At 59.3% G+C, this 20,093-nt stretch carries 13 protein-coding genes; 7 read left to right on the top strand and 6 right to left on the bottom strand.

Annotation, left to right across the window (positions count from 1 at the left end; translation table 11 throughout):
• The first annotated feature begins 11 nt into the window (after positions 1 to 11).
• The 5 genes from ACIOMO_RS22300 (at position 12) to ACIOMO_RS22280 (ending at position 5,887) form a co-directional block, all read left to right on the top strand.
• Positions 12 to 665, top strand: coding sequence for an ABC transporter permease (locus ACIOMO_RS22300; protein ID WP_053117058.1), 654 nt, complete (start codon positions 12 to 14; stop codon positions 663 to 665).
• Positions 662 to 1,819: a betaine/proline/choline family ABC transporter ATP-binding protein gene (locus ACIOMO_RS22295; protein WP_053117057.1), complete on the top strand. Its 1,158-nt coding sequence runs from the start codon at positions 662 to 664 to the stop codon at positions 1,817 to 1,819. The genes ACIOMO_RS22300 and ACIOMO_RS22295 overlap by 4 nt, the downstream gene beginning before the upstream one ends.
• Positions 1,820 to 2,466: 647 nt before the next feature.
• Positions 2,467 to 3,630, top strand: a complete 1,164-nt coding sequence (locus ACIOMO_RS22290; protein ID WP_053117055.1) for a type III PLP-dependent enzyme — start codon at positions 2,467 to 2,469, stop codon at positions 3,628 to 3,630.
• Positions 3,631 to 3,800: 170 nt separating this feature from the next.
• Complete coding sequence (locus tag ACIOMO_RS22285; protein ID WP_053117054.1) at positions 3,801 to 4,856, top strand: alpha-xenorhabdolysin family binary toxin subunit A; 1,056 nt, start codon at positions 3,801 to 3,803, stop codon at positions 4,854 to 4,856.
• A gap of 32 nt (positions 4,857 to 4,888) precedes the next feature.
• A complete protein-coding gene (locus tag ACIOMO_RS22280; protein ID WP_401243620.1) occupies positions 4,889 to 5,887 on the top strand; it encodes an alpha-xenorhabdolysin family binary toxin subunit B in 999 nt (332 codons plus the stop codon).
• 9 nt (positions 5,888 to 5,896) lie between these two features.
• On the opposite strand, the gene ACIOMO_RS22275 is transcribed toward ACIOMO_RS22280, so the two are convergent.
• Positions 5,897 to 6,667 carry a tetratricopeptide repeat protein gene (locus ACIOMO_RS22275; protein WP_401243618.1) on the bottom strand — a complete coding sequence of 257 codons (771 nt, stop codon included), beginning with the start codon at positions 6,665 to 6,667 and terminating at the stop codon, positions 5,897 to 5,899.
• On the bottom strand, positions 6,664 to 7,344 hold the full coding sequence (locus ACIOMO_RS22270; protein ID WP_212549732.1) for a Fe2+-dependent dioxygenase: 681 nt from the start codon (positions 7,342 to 7,344) through the stop codon (positions 6,664 to 6,666). Before ACIOMO_RS22270 ends, ACIOMO_RS22275 begins: the two co-directional genes overlap by 4 nt.
• A gap of 207 nt (positions 7,345 to 7,551) precedes the next feature.
• On the opposite strand from ACIOMO_RS22270, the gene ACIOMO_RS22265 reads away from it, so the two are divergent.
• Positions 7,552 to 9,867 (top strand): TonB-dependent siderophore receptor, encoded by a 2,316-nt coding sequence (locus ACIOMO_RS22265; protein ID WP_212544091.1) that lies wholly within the window; start codon positions 7,552 to 7,554, stop codon positions 9,865 to 9,867.
• A gap of 209 nt (positions 9,868 to 10,076) precedes the next feature.
• Positions 10,077 to 12,605 carry a PepSY domain-containing protein gene (locus tag ACIOMO_RS22260; protein WP_401243649.1) on the top strand — a complete coding sequence of 843 codons (2,529 nt, stop codon included), beginning with the start codon at positions 10,077 to 10,079 and terminating at the stop codon, positions 12,603 to 12,605.
• 108 nt (positions 12,606 to 12,713) lie between these two features.
• Here ACIOMO_RS22260 and ACIOMO_RS22255 read toward each other — a convergent pair whose 3' ends face one another.
• The 4 genes from ACIOMO_RS22255 to ptsP all read right to left on the bottom strand — a co-directional run bounded on the left by ACIOMO_RS22255 (position 12,714) and on the right by ptsP (position 19,989).
• On the bottom strand, positions 12,714 to 14,255 hold the full coding sequence (locus ACIOMO_RS22255) for an alkaline phosphatase D family protein (protein WP_401243616.1): 1,542 nt from the start codon (positions 14,253 to 14,255) through the stop codon (positions 12,714 to 12,716).
• Between the two features lie 186 nt (positions 14,256 to 14,441).
• Complete coding sequence (locus tag ACIOMO_RS22250) at positions 14,442 to 16,175, bottom strand: PTS fructose-like transporter subunit IIB (protein ID WP_401243614.1); 1,734 nt, start codon at positions 16,173 to 16,175, stop codon at positions 14,442 to 14,444.
• A gap of 11 nt (positions 16,176 to 16,186) precedes the next feature.
• Positions 16,187 to 17,128: a 1-phosphofructokinase gene (pfkB, locus tag ACIOMO_RS22245; protein WP_401243612.1), complete on the bottom strand. Its 942-nt coding sequence runs from the start codon at positions 17,126 to 17,128 to the stop codon at positions 16,187 to 16,189.
• Positions 17,128 to 19,989: a phosphoenolpyruvate--protein phosphotransferase gene (ptsP, locus tag ACIOMO_RS22240; RefSeq protein WP_401243610.1), complete on the bottom strand. Its 2,862-nt coding sequence runs from the start codon at positions 19,987 to 19,989 to the stop codon at positions 17,128 to 17,130. Before ptsP ends, pfkB begins: the two co-directional genes overlap by 1 nt.
• Between the last annotated feature and the right edge of the window lie 104 nt (positions 19,990 to 20,093).

Genomic DNA, 20,093 nt, shown 5'->3' with positions numbered 1-20,093 from the left:
GAGGAAAAGTCATGGAATTCTTCAACGCCTTTTCCCATCTCGACTGGCAACAGGTGATGCACCTGACCTGGCAGCACATCACCCTGGTCGGCATCGCTGTAACGTTGGCGATTGTCGTCGGCGTGCCGCTGGGCATTTTGATGACGCGCTTCCCGAGTCTCGCCGGCCCGCTACAGGCCAGCGCCACCGTGCTGCTGACCGTGCCGTCGATTGCGCTGTTCGGTTTGCTGCTGCCGTTCTACTCGAAGTTCGGTCAGGGCCTCGGCCCGATGCCGGCGATCACCGCCGTGTTCCTCTATTCACTGCTGCCGATCATGCGCAACACCTACCTCGCCCTCACCGGCGTCGAACCCGGCATTCGTGAAGCCGCACGCGGCATCGGCATGACCTTCGGCCAGCGCCTGCGCATGGTCGAACTGCCAATCGCCGTACCGGTCATCCTCGCCGGCGTGCGCACCGCCGTGGTGATGAACATCGGCGTAATGACCATTGCCGCGACCATCGGCGCCGGCGGCCTCGGTGTGTTGATCCTCGCTTCCATCAGCCGCAGTGACATGTCGATGCTGATCGTCGGCGCGCTGCTGGTCAGTCTTCTGGCCATTTTCGCTGACCTGTTTCTCCAATGGCTGCAACGCTCGTTGACTCCAAAAGGACTCCTCAAATGATCGAACTTCAAAACCTCAGCAAAACTTTCCAAAGCAACGGCAAAGACGTCAAAGCCGTGGATTCGGTGAGCCTGACCGTCAATGAAGGCGAGATCTGTGTGTTCCTCGGGCCATCGGGTTGCGGCAAAAGCACCACGCTGAAGATGATCAACCGCCTGATCAAACCGACCTCGGGCAAGATCCTCATCAACGGCGAAGACACCACCGATCTCGACGAAGTGACCCTGCGTCGCAACATCGGCTACGTGATCCAGCAGATCGGTCTGTTCCCGAACATGACCATCGAAGAGAACATCGTTGTCGTGCCGAAACTGCTCGGCTGGGACAAACAGAAATGCCACGACCGCGCCCGCGAGTTGATGAGCATGATCAAGCTTGAGCCCAAGCAGTATCTGCATCGTTATCCGCGTGAATTGTCCGGTGGCCAGCAACAGCGCATCGGCGTGATCCGCGCACTGGCGGCGGATGCGCCGCTGCTGCTGATGGACGAGCCGTTCGGTGCGGTCGACCCGATCAACCGCGAGATGATCCAGAACGAATTCTTCGAGATGCAGCGGGCGCTGAACAAGACCGTGATCATGGTCAGCCACGACATCGACGAAGCCATCAAACTCGGCGACAAAATCGCAATCTTCCGCGCCGGCAAACTGCTGCAGATCGATCACCCGGACACGCTGCTCGCGCACCCGGCGGACGACTTTGTCAGCAACTTCGTCGGCCAGGACAGCACACTCAAGCGTCTGCTGTTGGTCAAAGCGGAAGATGCGGCGGACAACGCGCCATCGGTGAGCCCGGAAACGCCAGTGGCCGATGCGCTGGAATTGATGGACGAACATGACCGTCGCTACGTGGTGGTTACCTGCGCCGACAACAAGGCGCTGGGCTATGTGCGTCGTCGTGATCTGCACCGTCAGACCGGCACTTGCGCGCAGTTCCTGCGTGAATTCAACGCCACCGCCGCGTACGACGAGCATCTGCGCATTCTGTTGTCGCGCATGTACGAGTTCAACCGTTCGTGGTTGCCGGTGATGGACGCCGAGCGGGTGTTCCTCGGTGAGGTGACGCAGGAGTCGATTGCCGAGTATCTGAGCTCCGGCAAATCCCGCGGCGGCAAGACCAGCATCGTCTCGCCAGCTGAGGCCGTAGTCGCCTGATTTTCGGGCAAGAAACACAAATCCATATAGGAGTGAGCCTGCTCGCGATTGGCAATCTCAGTCGATGAAGATGTCGACTGAAAAAAAGTCATCGCGAGCAGGCTCACTCCTACAGGATCGGGGGTGTGACCAAGGCATTCACAAGGCGGAAAAGAATCTCAACACCCGCCACTCTGAATTGTTCTCGAACCTCCTGCTCAAACTAGCCAAATCCCCCCTCACACCCTCCCCTCGCCGCCAACGTCGCCGATGTTGCCGCCATCACACTTATCCACGACTTCGCCGACATAATCCGTGAACGTGCAGGTATTTTTAACACTTCGAAATTCTCGGGGAACATCTGTCCGTCATCTCGGTCGGCTACAAAGAGTGATCAAAGCGACGCACGTCAGAAGCGTGCAAAAACGCGACATTTTTAGTTGATCTCAGGCCCCTCACGCCCTAAAGTTCGCGCCGAACGTCCATGCTGGAAACGATCCATCCGGCTCAAGTACTGACGACGAGACAGCAAGGCCAAGGGCAAATCCGCCCGTGGCCTTTTTGCTTTCGGCGACATGCCTTGGGAAGTAGGCGAACCAAAGTGGGGATACGGAGGGCGTTCATTTGCACCCATTGTTTTTACGAGTTTGCCCATAGGAGCTCCCAGCATGTCGATCAATGTCGAAGACTATTTCGCGCGCGCCACTTTTGACAAAATGAAGGCGTTTGCCGACAAACAGGAAACCCCGTTCGTGGTGATCGACACCGCGATGATCAGCCAGGCCTACGATGACCTGCGCGCCGGTTTCGAATTCGCCAAGGTCTACTACGCGGTCAAGGCCAACCCGGCCGTCGAGATCATCGACCTGCTCAAAGAGAAGGGTTCGAGCTTCGACATCGCCTCGATCTACGAGCTGGATAAGGTGATGGATCGCGGCGTCAGCGCCGACCGTATCAGCTACGGCAACACCATCAAGAAATCCAAGGACATCCGCTACTTCTACGAGAAGGGAGTGCGTCTGTTCTCCACCGACTCCGAAGCTGACCTGCGCAACATCGCCAAGGCTGCACCGGGTTCGAAAGTTTATGTACGCATCCTCACCGAAGGCTCGACCACCGCTGACTGGCCACTGTCGCGCAAATTCGGCTGCCAGACCGACATGGCCATGGATCTACTGATCCTCGCTCGCGACCTCGGCCTGGTGCCTTACGGCATCTCCTTCCACGTTGGTTCGCAGCAGCGCGACATCAGCGTCTGGGACGCAGCGATCGCCAAGGTCAAAGTGATCTTCGAGCGTCTGAAAGAAGAAGACGGCATCCACCTCAAGCTGATCAACATGGGCGGTGGCTTCCCGGCCAACTACATCACCCGCACCAACAGCCTGGAAACCTACGCCGAAGAAATCATCCGCTTCCTCAAGGAAGACTTCGGTGATGACCTGCCGGAAATCATTCTCGAGCCAGGCCGTTCGTTGATCGCCAACGCCGGTATTTTGGTCAGCGAAGTGGTACTGGTCGCACGCAAGTCGCGCACGGCTGTTGAACGCTGGGTGTACACCGATGTGGGCAAGTTCTCCGGCCTGATCGAAACCATGGACGAAGCGATCAAGTTCCCGATCTGGACCGAGAAGAAGGGCGAGATGGAAGAAGTGGTCATCGCCGGCCCGACTTGCGACAGCGCCGACATCATGTATGAAAACTACAAGTACGGTTTGCCGCTGAACCTGGCGATTGGTGACCGGTTGTACTGGTTGTCGACCGGTGCTTACACCACCAGTTACAGCGCGGTTGAGTTCAATGGCTTTCCACCGCTGAAGTCGTATTACGTATAACGTAAAACGCAGCATAAAAAACCCGTGCCCACGCACGGGTTTTTTTATTCAAAAAAACCAAACCATCACAAATAGTAAACAACAACGCGACACACACAACTTATATACCAACCTGTAAAACCGGACTTAAGCTAGCGACTTGAACATGCCCCCCCATAAGGAATTGAAAAGTGCAGACAAGTCCAGTAAAGCTAATCACCAAAAACGACATTAAAAAAATCAGCAACTACATTTCAACGGCCAAGCTTCTGCCGCGCACCCTTGAAGCGGTAGAGCATCAACTACAAACCAAACACACAGGCATTGTTGGTCTTGAACCGTTCGATATTGTTGAGCTGAACCACACGATCATCAACAATGCCAATTCGTGGAACGACATTGAATCCTCGATGAAAAGAGTCGGCGGCAGTTTGGCAACCTTTTCCGAGGATCTCGAAAACTTTGGCGAAGAAATCATCAATGCAATTATATCGATGCCGGGCTATATCGATTATATCGGCACCCTAGAAACCCTGACCGAGGAGGAGATAAACAGTCTGCCACCTCTGCAAATCGGCACAAAAGAAAAAAACCGCTTCGGTTCCATCCAGGAATCGCTGGTGTTTATTGCCAGCTCCATCGATGAGAAAAAACTCAATAGCGACGAGCTGATCTTGCGTTTGAAAAACTTCAAGACCGAGCTCAACAACGATGTGGCGGTGGGCCTCGGCAGCAAACTGAAACTGGCTAACAACAGCGAAATCAATCGACAAATTACCGAGTTGAACGCAGCCATCGACGAAGCCCAGGCAAGGCTTGATGAGAAAATCCGAGAAACCGAGCCGGGATTTTTCACCTACGTCTTTGCGTTCATCAGCCCCTTGCCTGCGACTGTTTTTTTCATGGCGCAGAAGTACCAGGAGGTAAAAATTGCACCATTGCAACGGCAAAAAAACCTGCTGATTGAGCAAACCAAACAGAAAGACATTCTCGCGGGCACTCTTCTACAACTTCACACGGATCTGGAAAGTCTTTTGATCTACGTCGATGGAGCGATTCAAGGTACTTCGCAGATTGAAACGTTATGGGTATCCATCTCTGAATACATCAGCGCCTCCAAAAACAAAGTGATGGGCATGCACGAATACCTGACCCTCAGGAGTTTCGTTTCTAGTTTGCGGGTAGTTTTAAAGAACTGGAAAACCATTCAGACGAATGCCAACGCACTGATTTCGGCGTTCGACTGAATTCTCACAAACTTTAAAAAAAGGATTTTTTCATGACACTTCCTGTTTACCTGTCTCCTGATTTGGCCAATGTCCGGGAAAGCCGCGAGGCCATCCGCTATCAAGCCATTGTCGGCTCCGCCGATCTGTACATAAAAGCGTTAAGCGATGAACTGATTGAACTCAATAGTGCCGTCGGGCGCACTGACCAACAAATCGCCAACAGCATAGCTGGGGCATTAACGGCACTTCAAACGGACGAATTGCGCGAGAATCTGCAAGCGCTAAACGCTTTGAAAGAGCGCGAAACAAGTCCTCAAATCGAGCAGGCAATCAAGTCTTACTCGACAATCGCCGAACAATTGTTAGAACTGTGTGTCGGTCGCATTGCTCAGTTGTACTCAGAAGTAGACGCCAGCATATTCGAGGTGCAGAGCGTAACCATCAGCAACAACCGTTTCCGCCTCTCCGAACTGAAGGATGCCTCGGCCAAGGTGCAAGAGCAATTGGCCGCAGAGCAGGTTCCACTCGATGAATTGAATAAAGATCTGGCTTTACTCAATGACGCCATCAAGGAATTCGAGAAGCTGACTGTCATTGACCGATTCAAACCATTGCTGGAGCAATTGAAATCACTGATCGGCAATAAGCCAAAAACACCTGAAATCGCTGCCATGGAAGCCGGTTTTCTCGTGGCAACCAAGTTTCTGGAAGAAGCTAACGAATTGATCAAATACGATGGTCTGACCAAGGCCCGGGATACCATCAACATCCGCCGGGGCCAACGCGAAGAACGCGTGTCGTCTTTGGCAAAACAGCTGCGCGACAACGCTGACAAAACCCGTCAGTTGAATGACACACAAAAAGTGCTGCCCCACCGGCAGACGTATGTCAGTGAAACCACCAGGCTGACCGATTCGTTGAATGCCTTCCTTGATGCCGTCCCTGCACCCGAAGCGGATCTTCAAATCCGCGGCGAATTCGTTGTGCTGAACAGTCAGGCATTGCGCAGTTACTTGGGCAAACTCCAGGAAGGCTGGCTGCGCGGCTGACCTGCGGATTCAGATGCCAGGCGAATTCTGGGCGTCGAGCTGACTGACGCGGCGGCAATAGGCTTGCGCCATGCTGCGGATGTCCGGATGTCGGGAAACCAGCAGCGACTGACTGCTGACACGAAGAAATGCCAAGTTTCCGTTGGCTAACGCTTCAGCCAGCCATTTGAGCGCCTCATCAATGCGGCCCTCATCCGCCAGGACGGCGGCATAACTGAATTGCCCACGAAAATCGCCACCCTCAGCGGCGCGTCGATACCAGTCACGCGCCGCTACCGGATCCGCCGCACACACCTGCCCTTCCTCCAGATAGCGCCCGAGCAAATTCATCGACTTCGCATGGCCGACTTCCGCAGCACGCCGATACAACGCCAGCGCCTGCAGATGATCCACCGCGACACCGCGCCCGGTCGCCAGCAGATTGGCGAGGTTGTACATCGCCCAGTCCAGCCCGGCCTCCGCGGCGATCCGATAATGCTGCGCTGCAACCGACGCATCCGCTGCAACGCCCCAGCCATGCTCATGACAACGCCCGAGCATGTTGCGCGCCATCAGGTGCCCGCGTCCGGCGGCGATGCCGAACCAGCGCAACGCCAGTGGCTGATCCTTAGCGATGCCCTGGCCGTCCAGAAGAATCTGCCCGAGCAACGCCTGCGCCTCCACTTCGCCCTCACCCGCCGCCAGCAGAATCGCCTGCGCGGCACGGGCCGGGCTTTCTTCGAGCATAGCGCTGAGTTGTTCGCCGCTGAGGATTTCCTCGCGGCGCAGTTGGAAACTCATACCTCGACCCAGCGACGCAGCAGGTTGTGATACGTGCCGGTAAGGCGGATCAGCGAAGGATGATCCGGCATGTCCTGCGTCAGCTGCTGGATCGCGCCGTCCATCTCGAACAGCAGCGCGCGCTGGCTGTCTTCGCGCACCAGGCTTTGCGTCCAGAAGAACGACGCATAGCGCGCGCCGCGAGTGACCGCGTTGACCTTGTGCAGGCTGGTGCCGGGGTACAACACCATGTCGCCGGCGGGCAGTTTCACTTGTTGCGTGCCGAAGGTGTCCTGAATCTCCAGTTCGCCGCCGTCGTAATCCTCAGGCTCGCTGAAGAACAGCGTTGCCGACAAATCGGTGCGCACGCGCTCGATGCTGCCCTTCGGTTGGCGCACGGCGTTGTCGATGTGGAAATCGAAGCTGCCACCGGCCGTGTAACAGTTCACCAACGGCGGGAAGACTTTGTGCGGCAATGCGGCGGACATGAACAGTGGATTTTTCCACAGCCGCTCGAGCATCGCCGCGCCGATTTCCTTGGCCAGCGGATGGCCTTCGGGCAGTTGCAGATTGTGCTTGGCCTTGGCCGACTGGAAGCCAGCGGTGATCTTGCCATCGGCCCAGTCAGCCTGCTGCAAAGCCTCGCGAATGCGCTGCACCTCGTCTTTCGCGAACAGTGCGGGGATGTGCAGCAGCATGGCGATGTCACCTGATGGCAAAGAGGCGGCAATGGTATTGATTCTTATTGTCTGTGTAAAACCCGGGAGACGAATGAACTGGCAGAAACCGTAAGGTTAAATTGTAAAGAATGTAAATTCAGTGCGAATAACAATGTTTCGCAATTGATACGAATACCTGTTTACCCTATATTCCGCCGCCTCAAATCCTTGGGGAGGGGAATAAAAATGGCACGTCAACACGCACAATTACCGGTCAGTTCACCACGTCTGCTCGCCTCTGCTATCGGCGTCGCAATTACCGCCGGCTCCGCTGGCCAGATGGTGTTCGCTGCCGAAAAAACCGACAGCAAAGCGTCCGGCAATGCCATCGCTCTGGACGCCACCGCCATCACCGGCGAAGCGCAGGACTCGACGTCCTACCAGGTCGAAAAAGCCTCCTCGCCCAAGTACACCGCGCCGCTGGTCGACACGCCGCGCTCGGTCACCGTGATCCCGCAACAAGTGCTCAAAGACACCGGCGCCCTGAACATGCAGGACGCGCTGCGCACCGTGCCGGGCATCACTTTCGGCGCCGGTGAAGGCGGCAACCCGCAGGGCGACCGTCCGTTCATTCGTGGTTTCGACGCCCAGGGCGACACCTACCTCGACGGCGTCCGTGACACCGGTTCGCAGAGCCGCGAAATCTTCGCCGTGGAAAACATTGAAGTCAGCAAGGGCCCGAACTCCGCCATCGGTGGTCGTGGCGCAGCGGGCGGCAGCATCAACCTGGTGAGCAAGAAAGCCCACTTGGGCAACTCGTTCGACGGCGGTTTCACTTGGGGTTCCGACCAGACCCAGCGTTACACCCTCGACGGCAACTACCAGTTCAGCGACACCGCCGCTGGCCGTCTGAATCTGATGAGCCACGAGAGCAACGTCGCCGGCCGTGACAAGGTCGATTACGACCGTTGGGGTATCGCCCCGTCCCTGGCGTTTGGTCTGGGCACCGACACCCGCGTCAACCTCGATTACTACCATCTGGAAAGCAACGACACTCCGGACTCCGGCGTGCCGTACACCATTCCGCTCGGCGGCTCGGCGGCACGCAGCAAATCCAATCCGGACAAGCCGTACTCGGGTGGCGACCACAGCAACTTCTACGGTCTGGATCGCGATTTCCGCAAGGGCCGCACCGACACCGCGACCTTCGCCATCGAACACGATTTGAGCGACTCGCTGACGATCAAGAACACCCTACGCCACGGCACCAGCATGCAGGATTACATCCTGACCCAACCGGACGACAGCAAGGGCAACGTCAACAACGGTACGGTCTGGCGTCGTGCGAACACTCGAGTGAGCAACACCGAGACCACCACCAACCAGACTGACCTGTTCGGTAACTTCTACGTTGCTGGCTTCAAGAACAGCTTCTCCACCGGTGTGGAATACACCCGTGAGGAGAGCCAGAAGTCCTCGTACAACGTCAACACTGACACCACGCCGCGCACCACCGCCGCGACCACCAACTGCAACCCGGGGCTGATCGGCGCAGCCAGCGGCTACAACTGCACCTCGCTGTCCAACCCGAACCCGAACGATCCGTGGAACGGCGCGATCTCGCGCAACTACGCCGGCACCGACACCCAGTCCGATACGTACGCGCTGTATGCGTTCGACACGCTGGAGTTGTCCGAGCAGTGGCTGGTGAATATGGGCCTGCGTTACGACCACTTCGAAACCGGCTACAAGACTTACACCAACGCCGGCACCACCACTTCGAAGGGTGCTGACACCAGCGAGTTCGTCACCGGTCAGTTCGGCGTGGTTTATAAGCCAGCGGAAAACGGCAGCATCTATGCGTCTTACGCGACCTCGGCCACGCCACCGGGCAACACCCTGGGCGAAGGTCAGGAAGGCAACCCGTTGGGCGGCAGCACTGACCGTGCCGGTAACCTGCTGAGCAGCGACATGGAGCCGGAAACCACCAAAAACTACGAAATCGGTACCAAGTGGGATCTGCTCAACGATCGTCTGTCGCTGACCGCTGACATCTTCCGCACCGAGAAAGAAAACGCTCGGGTACAAGTCGACACCACTTCGTACGAAAACGCCGGCAAGACCCGCGTGCAAGGTTTCGAACTGTCGGCCAGCGGCAAGATCACCGAGAAATGGCAAGTGTTCGCCGGTTACGCGTTCATGGACAGCGAGCAAGTTGATGGCGGCCCGCTGAACCGCGCCACCGACGGCAACGAACTGCCAAACACGCCGAAAAACAGCGCCAGCCTGTGGACCACTTATCAGGTCACACCGAAGCTGACCCTCGGTGGCGGCGCGTTCTACGTCGACGACGTTTACGGCAGCGTGGCCAACACCACCATGGTCGATTCGTATGTGCGTTACGACGCGATGGCGGCGTACAAGCTGACCAAGAACGTCGACCTGCAACTCAACGTGCAGAACCTGACAAACGAAACCTACTACGACAAAGCCTTCTCGACCCATTTCGCCAACCAGGCGGCGGGCCGTACGGCATTGTTGAGCACCAACTTCCACTTCTGACCCTGTAGGAGCTGCGGCACGCTGCGATCTGTTGATCCTGATCTTTAAAAGTAAAATCAAAAGATCGCAGCGTGCCGCAGCTCCTACAAAAACAGTGGGCCCCGTTCATTCAATTGAACGGGGCTTTTCTGCGTAATAAAGAACGCTTCTCGATAACCCACGGCATAATGCGCGCCGTGATGACAATTTCCGAACGGACGGCGAGTGACGTGTTGAAGAAAACCCTGTTCCAGTTGCACTGGTTTTTTGGCATCACCGCAGGCCTGGTGCTGGCGTTGATGGGCATCACCGGCGCGACTTATTCGTTTCAGGACGAAATCCTGCGGGCGCTGAATCCCTCCGTCCTGCAAGTGGAAAAACAAGTCGCCGGCGTCTTGCCACCGGTCGAACTGGTCGAGCGCATCGAAGCCGCGTCCGGCAAAAAAGTCTCGATGCTCTCGGTCGAGACCGACAGCGGCAACGCGGCGAAAGTGTTTTTCACACCGCCCAAGGGCGAACGTCGCGGCGAGATGCGCTACTTCGATCCGTACACCGGCGAGTTCATGGGCGATGCCGTCGGCCAGGATTTCTTCGGCCTGATGCTGCAGTTGCACCGCTTCCTCGCGATGGGCGATACCGGCCGCAACATCACCGGCGCCTGCACGCTGATCCTGCTGTTTTTCTGCCTCTCCGGTCTGTACCTGCGCTGGCCGCGGCAGTGGAACAGCTGGCGTGTTTGGCTGACGCTGGACTGGAAGAAAAAGGGCCGCGCCTTCAATTGGGATCTGCACTCGGTGGCCGGCACATGGTGCCTGTTGGTCTATCTGCTGCTGGCGCTGACCGGGTTGTCGTGGTCGTACGAGTGGTACAACAAAGGCCTGACCAAACTGCTTTCCGATGCGCCGCAAAACGAACGCGTGCGCGGTGGTCGTGGCCCGGCACCGCAAGGCCCGGCGCCGACTGCCGATTACGCGGCGATGTGGAGCAGCATCTACAGCGCCGCCGGCCCCGGCTTGTCTGCCTACAACATTCGTATGCCGCCCGTGGCTGGCCAACCGGCGACCGTGTTCTATCTGCTGGAAAACTCGCCGCATGAGCGCGCGCTCAACCAGATCACTCTCGACCCGGCCACCGGCATCGTCAAACGCGTCGACCGCTACGCTGACAAGAGCTTCAAGGCGCAACTGCTGACCAGCATCTATGCGCTGCACGTCGGCAGCTATTTCGGTCTGATCGGGCGGATCATCGTCACCCTCGCGGCGGTGTGCATGCCGCTGTTTTTCATCACTGGGTGGCTGCTGTACCTCGATCGCCGACGCAAGAAAAAGCAGATCAAGGACGCACGTAAAGGCCTCGAACAACCGGCGGGCGATGCACCGGCGTGGCTGATCGGTTTCGCCAGCCAGAGCGGTTTCGCCGAGCAACTGGCGTGGCAAACCGCCGGGCAATTGCAAGCCGCCGGATTGCCGGTGAAGGTGCAGCCGCTGGCGAATGTCAGCGAGCAGGATTTGCGTGAATCGAACAACGCGCTGTTCGTCGTCAGCACCTTCGGCGACGGCGAAGCACCGGACAGCGCCCGTGGTTTCGAGCGCAAAGTGCTGGGCAAAGCTTCGACACTGGACAGCTTGAACTACGCGGTGCTTGGACTCGGCGATCGTCAGTACCAGCACTTCTGCGGCTTTGCCAAACGTCTGCATCAGTGGCTCGGCGAGCACGGTGGCAAGACACTGTTTGCGCCGGTGGAAGTCGACAGCGGCGATCCCTATGCGCTGCGTCACTGGCAGACGCAACTTGGTCTGCTCACCGGACAAGCGCCGGTCGATACCTGGCAAGCACCGAGCTACGACAACTGGACGCTGACCCGCCGCGAATTGATGAACCCGGACAGCAGCGGTTCGCCGGTTTATCTGCTGGGCCTGAGCGCACCGAACACCAGCAGTTGGCTGGCTGGTGATCTGGTCGAAGTGCTACCGCGCAACTGCCCGTGGGTCATCGAACATTTCCTCGACGGCCTCGGCATTCGTGGCGAGACCATGGTGAAAATCAACGGCCTCGACGAGCCGCTGGAAGTGGCACTGGCTTCGCGTCAATTGCCGGAGCATCGCGCGCATCTGGTCGGTTTGCATGCGCAGTCGCTGGTCGATGCGATGGTGCCGCTGGCCATGCGCGAATACTCGATCGCCTCGATTGCCGCCGACGGTGTGCTGGAGCTGATCGTGCGTCAGGAACAACACGCCGATGGCACGCTGGGCATTGGTTCCGGCTGGTTGACCGAGCATGCGCCGGTCGGTGGCAGCATCAACCTGCGCGTGCGTCGCAACAGCGGGTTCCACCTGCCGAACGAGCCGGTGCCGATGATTTTACTGGGCAACGGCACCGGTCTGGCCGGGCTGCGCAGCTTGCTCAAGGCGCGGATTGCCGACGGTCAGCAGCGTCAATGGTTGCTGTTTGGCGAGCGTAACCGTGAACACGATTTCCTCTGCCGTGCGGAGCTGGAAGAGTGGTTGATCAATGGCGATCTGGAACGGCTGGATCTGGCGTTTTCGCGGGATCAGGCGGAGAAGGTTTATGTGCAGGATCGCTTGCGTGAATCGGCGGGTGAGTTGAAGAAGTGGCTGGCGGATGGGGCTGTCATCTACATCTGCGGCAGCCTTCAGGGCATGGCCACAGGCGTGGATCAGGTACTCAAGGACATTCTCGGCAGCGCTGAAGTCGAGCGCCTGATCGAACAGGGCCGCTATCGCCGCGACGTCTACTGACACACCGCTTTCCCTGTAGGAGCTGCCGCAGGCTGCGATCTTTTGATCTTGATCTTTTCAAAAGCAAAATCAAAAGATCGCAGCCTGCGGCAGCTCCTACAGTGGTGGTCATACCGGTTGTAGTTTTTGCTCGAAAACCGCCACCCCATCCAGATCCCGCAACACTACACTCATCTCCCCGCTCTGCCCTTCAATATTCACCTCACCAAAAAACTGAAACCCGGCAAACGGCGAGGTGTTCTGTTCCGCCGGGGCCTTCTCGAACACCACCTGCGGCCCAAAGGTTTTATCCAGCGGATTCGGCCCGAAACTCCCGGCATTCAACGGCCCAGCAACAAACTCCCAGAACGGCTCGAAATCCTGAAACGCCGCCCGATCCGGGTGATAGTGATGCGCCGCGCAGTAATGCACGTCCGCCGTCAAAAAGACGAAGTTGCGCACCTGCTGCGCGCGCAGGAATCCGAGCAATTCGGCGATTTCCAGTTCACGCCCCTGAGCCGGGCCGGGGTCGCCATTGGCCACCGCTTCCCATCGCGCCACACCCGGACTGACTTCACCGTCCGGCACGCCAAGCCCGATCGGCATGTCCGCAGCAATGACTTTCCACTGTGCCTTCGACTCCTTCAATTCACGCTTGAGCCAATCCAGTTGTTCACGCCCGAGAAACGGTTTCTCCGCGCCCAGATTGTCGTCATTCGCCTCGCGATAACTGCGCATATCCAGCACAAACACATCAAGCATCGGCCCGTAACTGAGTTTGCGATAAATCCGTCCGCCACCGTCGGCGGCCTGCAAACGCATCGGCGCATTTTCCAGCCACGCCTGCCGCGCGCGTCCCACCAAGGTGTGGATATCTTTTTCCTGATAACGCTCATCCAGTTGCTTGCCCGGCGACCAGTTGTTGACCACTTCATGGTCGTCCCACTGCCAGATCTGCGGCACTTCGGCGTTGAAGCGGCGGATGTTTTCGTCCATCAAGTTGTAGCGATAGTTACCGCGATAATCGTCGAGGGTTTGCGCGACTTTGCTCTTGGCTTCTGTGGTGAGATTGCGCCAGATACGCCCGCCTTCGGTGGTGAGCTGCACGGGCACCGGGCCGTCGGCGTAGATGGTGTCGCCGCTGTGGATAAAGAAGTCCGGCAGGCGCAGGCGCATGGCTTCGTAGATGCGCATGCCGCCGATGTCCGGGTTGATGCCGAAGCCTTGGCCGACAGTGTCGCCGCCCCAGACAAAACGGATATCGCGTCTGGCCGCCGGCACACTGCGCAAATGGCCGAACCACGGCTCGCTGGCGACGCCGGTCTGGGCGTCTTCGAAATACACGCGATAGAAAATCGCCTGATTGGCGGGAAGTCCGGTGAGCTCGACGCGGGCGGTGAAATCAGTACGCGCGTCGGCCAGTGCCGAGACGAATTTACGCGGGTTACCGAACAGGCTGCGGGTGTCCCACTCGACCACCATGCGTGCGGGGCGATCGCTGCGACTCCAGATCATCGCGCGATCGCCGAGCAGGTCACCGGACTGCACGCCATCGGTCAATTGCGGACGATCCTTGACCGAAGCAATCACCGCCGGCGCCAGCCCCGGCAGCAACAGCCCGGCGCCGATCCCTTGCACGACACGCCGGCGACCGAGATTGAAATCGCTCATGGTGTTCTCCCTGGAAAAAGGAAAACTTAAGCACGACATGATGAAACACACATGACACCAGACACACCGCAGAACCCATTGTAGGAGTGAGCCTGCTCGCGATATCGGTATATCTGCCAACATTCATGTCACTGACAGACCGCTATCGCGAGCAGGCTCACTCCTACAGGAGATTTGCGGTGTCGGTTAAGCCTTGGCAGGTTCGAGGGCCAGTTCGACGGCTTCGGGGCGTTTGACTGTGGCATAGACCACGGCGGTCAAGAGGCTCCCCGCGACAATCGCCAGCAGATACAACAGCGCATGATTGATCGCATTCGGGATCGCCAACACAAACAAGCCACCGTGCGGCGCCATCAGTTTGCAGCCGAAATACATCGACAACGCACCGGTCAACGCACCACCGGCAATGCTCGCCGGAATCACCCGCAACGGGTCTTTCGCGGCAAACGGAATCGCCCCTTCAGAGATAAAGCACAGCCCCAATACCAACGCGGCTTTACCCGCCTCGCGTTCGGTCTGCGCGAACTTGCGCCGCGCAATAAACGTGGCAATGCCCAGACCAATCGGCGGCACCATCCCCGCTGCCATCGTCGCCGCCATCGGTGCATAACTCTGCGACGCCAGCAGCCCCACCGAGAACGCGTACGCGGCTTTGTTGATCGGCCCGCCGAGGTCGACGCACATCATGCCGCCAAGCACCACGCCGAGCAGGATCGCGTTGGTGGTGCCCATGCTGTCGAGAAAACTCGTCAGCGCCAACAGCATCCCGGCGACCGGTTTGCCGACCACGTAAATCATCACGAGCCCGGTAAACAGACTGGCAAACAACGGGATGATCAGAATCGGTTTCAGCGCTTCCAGACTCTGCGGCAACGCGACATAACGGCTGATCGCCTTCGCCGCATAACCGGCGATAAAACCGGCGACGATGCCACCGATAAACCCGGCGCCCAACGTACTCGCCAGCAACCCACCGATCATCCCCGGCGCCAGGCCCGGACGGTCAGCAATCGAATAAGCGATGTAACCCGCCAGCAGCGGCACCATCAGTTTGAACGCAGTCTCGCCACCGATCTGCATCAGCGCAGCCGCCAGCGTGCCCTCTTCCTTGAACGCGGTGATGCCGAAGACGAACGACAACGCAATCATCAAACCGCCGGCCACGACCATCGGCAGCATGAACGACACGCCGGTCAGCAGGTGTTTATAGACGCCGGTTTTCTCCTGCCTGGCCGGTGCTTTGCCGTCACTCGCCGCGCTTTCCACAGCCCCTTCGGCCAAGGCTTTTTTCAGCGTCGCTTCGGACTGCTTCAATGCGATGCCAGTGCCGCAACGATAGATTTTCTTACCGGCGAAACGCTCGGTGGCGACTTCGATATCCGCCGCCAGCAACACCACGTCTGCCTCGGCAATCGCCGTTGCGCTCAACGGGGTTTTTGCGCCCACTGAGCCTTGGGTTTCGACTTGCAGCTCATAGCCCAAACGCTTGGCAGTTTGCTGCAACGCTTCGGCGGCCATGAAGGTATGGGCGACACCAGTCGGGCACGCGGTGATGGCGACGATGCGTGGCACACGCGACGCATCAGCAACCGGTTCAGCCTCGCTGGCAACGTAAACCTCAGCCTCTTCCGCGCCACGCCGCAGCACCGCTTCAACGTCCTGCAACGCCTGCGCCGGGGCAATCTGGAAAACTCGCTTGCCGACAAAACGCGTCATGTCGACCGCCCCCGTGGCGACCAACAAAACCCACTCCGCCGCTGCAATCGTCGCCGCCGACAATTCGCGTTCCGGGTGCGCCGCATCGACCACTTCAACGCTGGTGCTCCAGCCCTGACGCTGCGCCGCCGCATCAAGCAAACGCGCACACAGCACACTGGTGACCATGCCGTTCGGGCAAGCCGTAACAATGGCTAATTTCATGACAAACCCTCTTATTGTTCTGTCAGGGGGCGCACGCGCACGCCCTGTTCGAGCTGCGCCAGTTGCGCGCGGTCGTGGATGCCGAAACCGATCTGGGTCACCGCCATCGCCGCAATCGCAGTGGCTGTGCGCAAGGTTTGTTCAGGCGTGTCGGCGCTGAGCAAACCGTGGAGCATGCCGGCCAGCAATGAATCACCGGCACCGACCGTGCTGGCGACGCTGACTTTCGGCGGCGTGGCGTGCAGTGCCGAACCGACGCTGAACCAGTTCACGCCGTCAGCACCGTGGGAGATCACCACGTGCTCGATGCCTTGCGCATGCAAACGCGCCGCTGCCTGCGCTTCCGCCGTGTGCGAAACCACCTCGCAACCGAGCGCATCGGCGAGTTCTTCAGTGTTCGGCTTGATCAGCCATGGACTGGCTTTCAACGCTTCGCGCAACGCTTCGCCGCTGGAGTCGAGGGCGACTTTCAAGCCGAGCTGATTGAGCCGTTCGATCAGTTCACGCAACCACTGCGCCGTCACGCCACGCGGCAAACTGCCGGCGACCACCACCGCGTCATGACCTGGTGCAATCTGCACCAAACGATCAAGCAACGCCTGCTGCGCGACAGCATCGACCACCGGCCCCGGGCCGTTGATGTCGGTGATGCGTCCATCCTGTTCAGCCACTTTGATATTGCTGCGCGTCTCGCCCGGCACGCGGATGAATGCGTCGACAAAACCGCGCTTGGCGAACAGGGTTTCGAACGCTTGCAGGTTGTCTTCGCCGAGGAAGCCACTGACCGTCAGTTGATGACCGAGGTCGGCGAGCACCTGCGCGACGTTCACGCCTTTGCCGGCGGCATGGGTGTGCATCTCGTCGCTGCGGTTGACCTGACCGGCGTCCAGCCGTGGCAGTTCGACGGTGAGGTCGAGCGCCGGGTTGAGGGTCAGGGTAAGAATCTTGGCCATTACAGGGCCTCCACTAATGCGCGCACTTCGTTGGCGCTGCCCACGGCCAGGGCGTGTTGAGCAAGGGATTGCGCCTGGGTCAGGCTGAGTTCGCGGATGCGTGCTTTCACTTCGGCAATGCTGCGCCCGGACACGCTGAGTTCATCGACACCGAGACCAACCAGCACCGGCACCGCCAGCGGATCCGCCGCCAACTCACCGCAAACACCGACCCACTTGCCATGGGCATGGGCCGCGCGCACGGTGATGTCGATCAGTTGCAGCACTGCCGGGTGCAGGCCGTCCGCCTGCGCCGACAAGGTCGGATGACCACGGTCGATGGCCAGGGTGTATTGCGTGAGGTCGTTGGTGCCGACGCTGAAGAAGTCGACTTCCTTGGCCAGCACCGGCGCGAGCAACGCGGCGGAAGGCACTTCGATCATGATCCCCAGTTGCAGATCGGCGACCGGGATTTCCTGACGCAGACGCTCAGTCATGTCGCGGGCCTGACGCCACTCTTCAACGCTGCCGACCATCGGGAACATGATCCGCAACGGACGGTTGTCCGCCGACCGCAGCAAGGCGCGCAATTGCGCTTCCATGATCTGCGGACGCTGCAAGGTCAGGCGAATGCCGCGCACGCCGAGGAACGGGTTTTCTTCTTTGGCGATCGGCCAATACGGCAGCGGTTTGTCGCCGCCGACATCCAGCGTGCGAACGACCAGCGGACGCCCGGCGAGGCCGTCGAGCACACGGCGGTATTCGGCTTCTTGCGTGGCCTCGTCCGGCGCTTGCGAATGGGCCATGAAAATCAGTTCGGTGCGCAGTAGACCGATGCCTTCGGCGCCCTGCTCTACCGCGCTGATTACGCCCGCGCTTTCACCGATGTTGGCGAAGACTTCGACGGCGTGACCGTCAGTGGTGTGCGCCGGTTGATGGCGTTGTTCGGCAGCGATTTTCAAGCGTTGTTCGCGGGTGTCGCGTTCTTCAGTGGCTCGTTGCAGGGTCGCCGCATCGGCATCGACGTGCAGGCGACCGCGCAGGCCATCGAGCAGCAACGGCGTGCCCGGCGCCAGCAACAACACTGCGGCGCCAGCACCGACCAGCGCCGGAATCCCGAGCGCTCGCGCAACGATTGCACTGTGCGCCGTAGCGCCGCCGCGCGCGGTGAGAATCCCCGCCACACGCGCCGGATCCAGCCGCGCGACGTCGGACGGGCCGACCTCGTCCATCACCAGAATGTACGGTTGCTCAGGCTCGCTCGGGGTTTGCACACCACACAGTTGCGCCAGCACGCGGCGGCCGATGTCACGCAGATCCGCCGCGCGCTCGGCGAGCAAGGCGTCTTGCAGCGATTCCTGTTGTTTCGCCGCTGCTTCGATCACCGCCATCCACCCCGCTTCGGCGCTTTCGCCTTGCTTGAGGCGGGTGTCGACTTCGTCGGTGAGTTCCGGGTCGTCGAGCATCTCCTGATGGGTGATGAAGATCTCGCGGATGGCTTTGGCCTTGCTGCGTTCGATCAGGCCTTGAATGTCGTTGCGCACATCGCTAAGCGCTTGCTTGAGACGCTCGCGTTCGATCGCGGCGGACTCGCCACGCATCGGGTAATCGATGGTTTGCTGCACTTGAATGTGCGCCGGGCCGATGGCGATGCCGGGCGCGGCGGGGATGGCTTGCAACTGAGTGCCGGACGCCGGGGCAATCACCACTTCGGCGATGTCGGCAAAGACTTCGCGTTGTTCGCTGATGGCGGGCAGCGGCTCGACTTCTTCGCCAAGGCCTTCTTCGATAGCAGCGAGCAACGCCGGCAAGGCGTCGGCAGCGATGCTCGGCTCGGCAATCAGCTCCAGCACCTGACCACGACGGGCGCCGAGGCTGAGCAGTTTGCTCAAACTCTTCACCGACACGGCGCTGTCCTGGCCGTCGACAATGCGCACACGAATCTCGCCATCAAAACTTTTCGCCAGTTGTGCGAGGATCTTCGCCGGACGCGCGTGCAAGCCGTGGGCGTTGGCCAGCGCAATGCGCGCGCTCGGCCAGTCGGCAGGCAGTTCACCGCCGAGCACTTCGAGGACTTTACGGCTGCTGGTGGCGCGACCCAATTCATGACCGCGACCTTCGATCAGCAACGCACACAGACGTTCGAGCAGCGCTTGGTGCGCTTCGCCAAGGCTGGCCAGACAGAACAAACCACTGAGCGGCTGGCCGAGGTAGCGCATCGGTTTGTCCGGCGTGACGAACGCCAGGCCCGGACGCTTCACCGTTTGCTCGCTGTGCAACCACCACAAGCCATCGCCCAGCGGCAGCGCTTCGACCTGTTGCAGCACCGCCGAGAAACCGTTGCTCACACAATCAGCCTGACGCAGCAGACGCGCGCCGCGCCAGACCAGTTCTTCGAAATCGTCAGCCGACACGCCGAGGCCGATCATCTGTGCATCCAGCGCCAGTTCCTGCGGCGCGCCTTGCAGCAGTTTCAGCAGCGCTTCAGGCGAACTGGCGCGACGCAGGGCCTGGCCCAGATCGGTCTCGCCGAGGGCGCGGGTCAGCAGTTGCAGCAGACGTAAATGTTCGTCGGATTTGGCCGCGATGCCGATCGCCAGATAAACGATCTGGCCATCGCCCCAATCCACACCCTCAGGGAACTGCATCAGGCGCACGCCAGTGGCGAACACCTGATCGCGGGTTTCCGGGGTGCCGTGGGGAATGGCAATACCTTGACCGAGAAAGGTCGAGCCCTGCGCTTCCCGGGCCTGCAAACCGGCGAGATAGCCATCGGCGACCAGACCATCCGCCACCAGATGATCGGCCAGCAGTTGCAAGGCAGCGGGTTTATCCACAGCCGATTGGCCCATGGATATCTGCTCTATAGTGAGCTCGAGCATGCAATCTCCTTTTTGACGCTGGATGCGCCAGGTATTGTTTTGAATGGTCACAGCTTAGGCGCTGGATTGCTTCGCTTTTCAGCGGCAGTTTTGGCGGTTTCACG

The sequence above is a fragment of the Pseudomonas sp. NPDC087804 genome, assembly GCF_044742965.1.
Lineage (GTDB): Bacteria > Pseudomonadota > Gammaproteobacteria > Pseudomonadales > Pseudomonadaceae > Aquipseudomonas > Aquipseudomonas rustica.
Note: the sequence above shows the minus strand (reverse complement) of the source record. Positions and strands in the feature narration are given on the sequence as shown.

Excerpts from the sequence above, each read along its gene's own strand:
- ACIOMO_RS22300 (WP_053117058.1), top strand. The coding sequence starts at position 12 with ATGGAATTCTTCAACGCCTTTTCCCATCTCGACTGGCAACAGGTGATG.
- ACIOMO_RS22280 (WP_401243620.1), top strand. The coding sequence starts at position 4,889 with ATGACACTTCCTGTTTACCTGTCTCCTGATTTGGCCAATGTCCGGGAA.
- ACIOMO_RS22290 (WP_053117055.1), top strand. The coding sequence starts at position 2,467 with ATGTCGATCAATGTCGAAGACTATTTCGCGCGCGCCACTTTTGACAAA.
- ptsP (WP_401243610.1), bottom strand. The coding sequence starts at position 19,989 with ATGCTCGAGCTCACTATAGAGCAGATATCCATGGGCCAATCGGCTGTG.
- ACIOMO_RS22255 (WP_401243616.1), bottom strand. The coding sequence starts at position 14,255 with ATGAGCGATTTCAATCTCGGTCGCCGGCGTGTCGTGCAAGGGATCGGC.
- ACIOMO_RS22295 (WP_053117057.1), top strand. The coding sequence starts at position 662 with ATGATCGAACTTCAAAACCTCAGCAAAACTTTCCAAAGCAACGGCAAA.
- ACIOMO_RS22250 (WP_401243614.1), bottom strand. The coding sequence starts at position 16,175 with ATGAAATTAGCCATTGTTACGGCTTGCCCGAACGGCATGGTCACCAGT.
- ACIOMO_RS22265 (WP_212544091.1), top strand. The coding sequence starts at position 7,552 with ATGGCACGTCAACACGCACAATTACCGGTCAGTTCACCACGTCTGCTC.
- ACIOMO_RS22270 (WP_212549732.1), bottom strand. The coding sequence starts at position 7,344 with ATGCTGCTGCACATCCCCGCACTGTTCGCGAAAGACGAGGTGCAGCGC.
- ACIOMO_RS22275 (WP_401243618.1), bottom strand. The coding sequence starts at position 6,667 with ATGAGTTTCCAACTGCGCCGCGAGGAAATCCTCAGCGGCGAACAACTC.
- pfkB (WP_401243612.1), bottom strand. The coding sequence starts at position 17,128 with ATGGCCAAGATTCTTACCCTGACCCTCAACCCGGCGCTCGACCTCACC.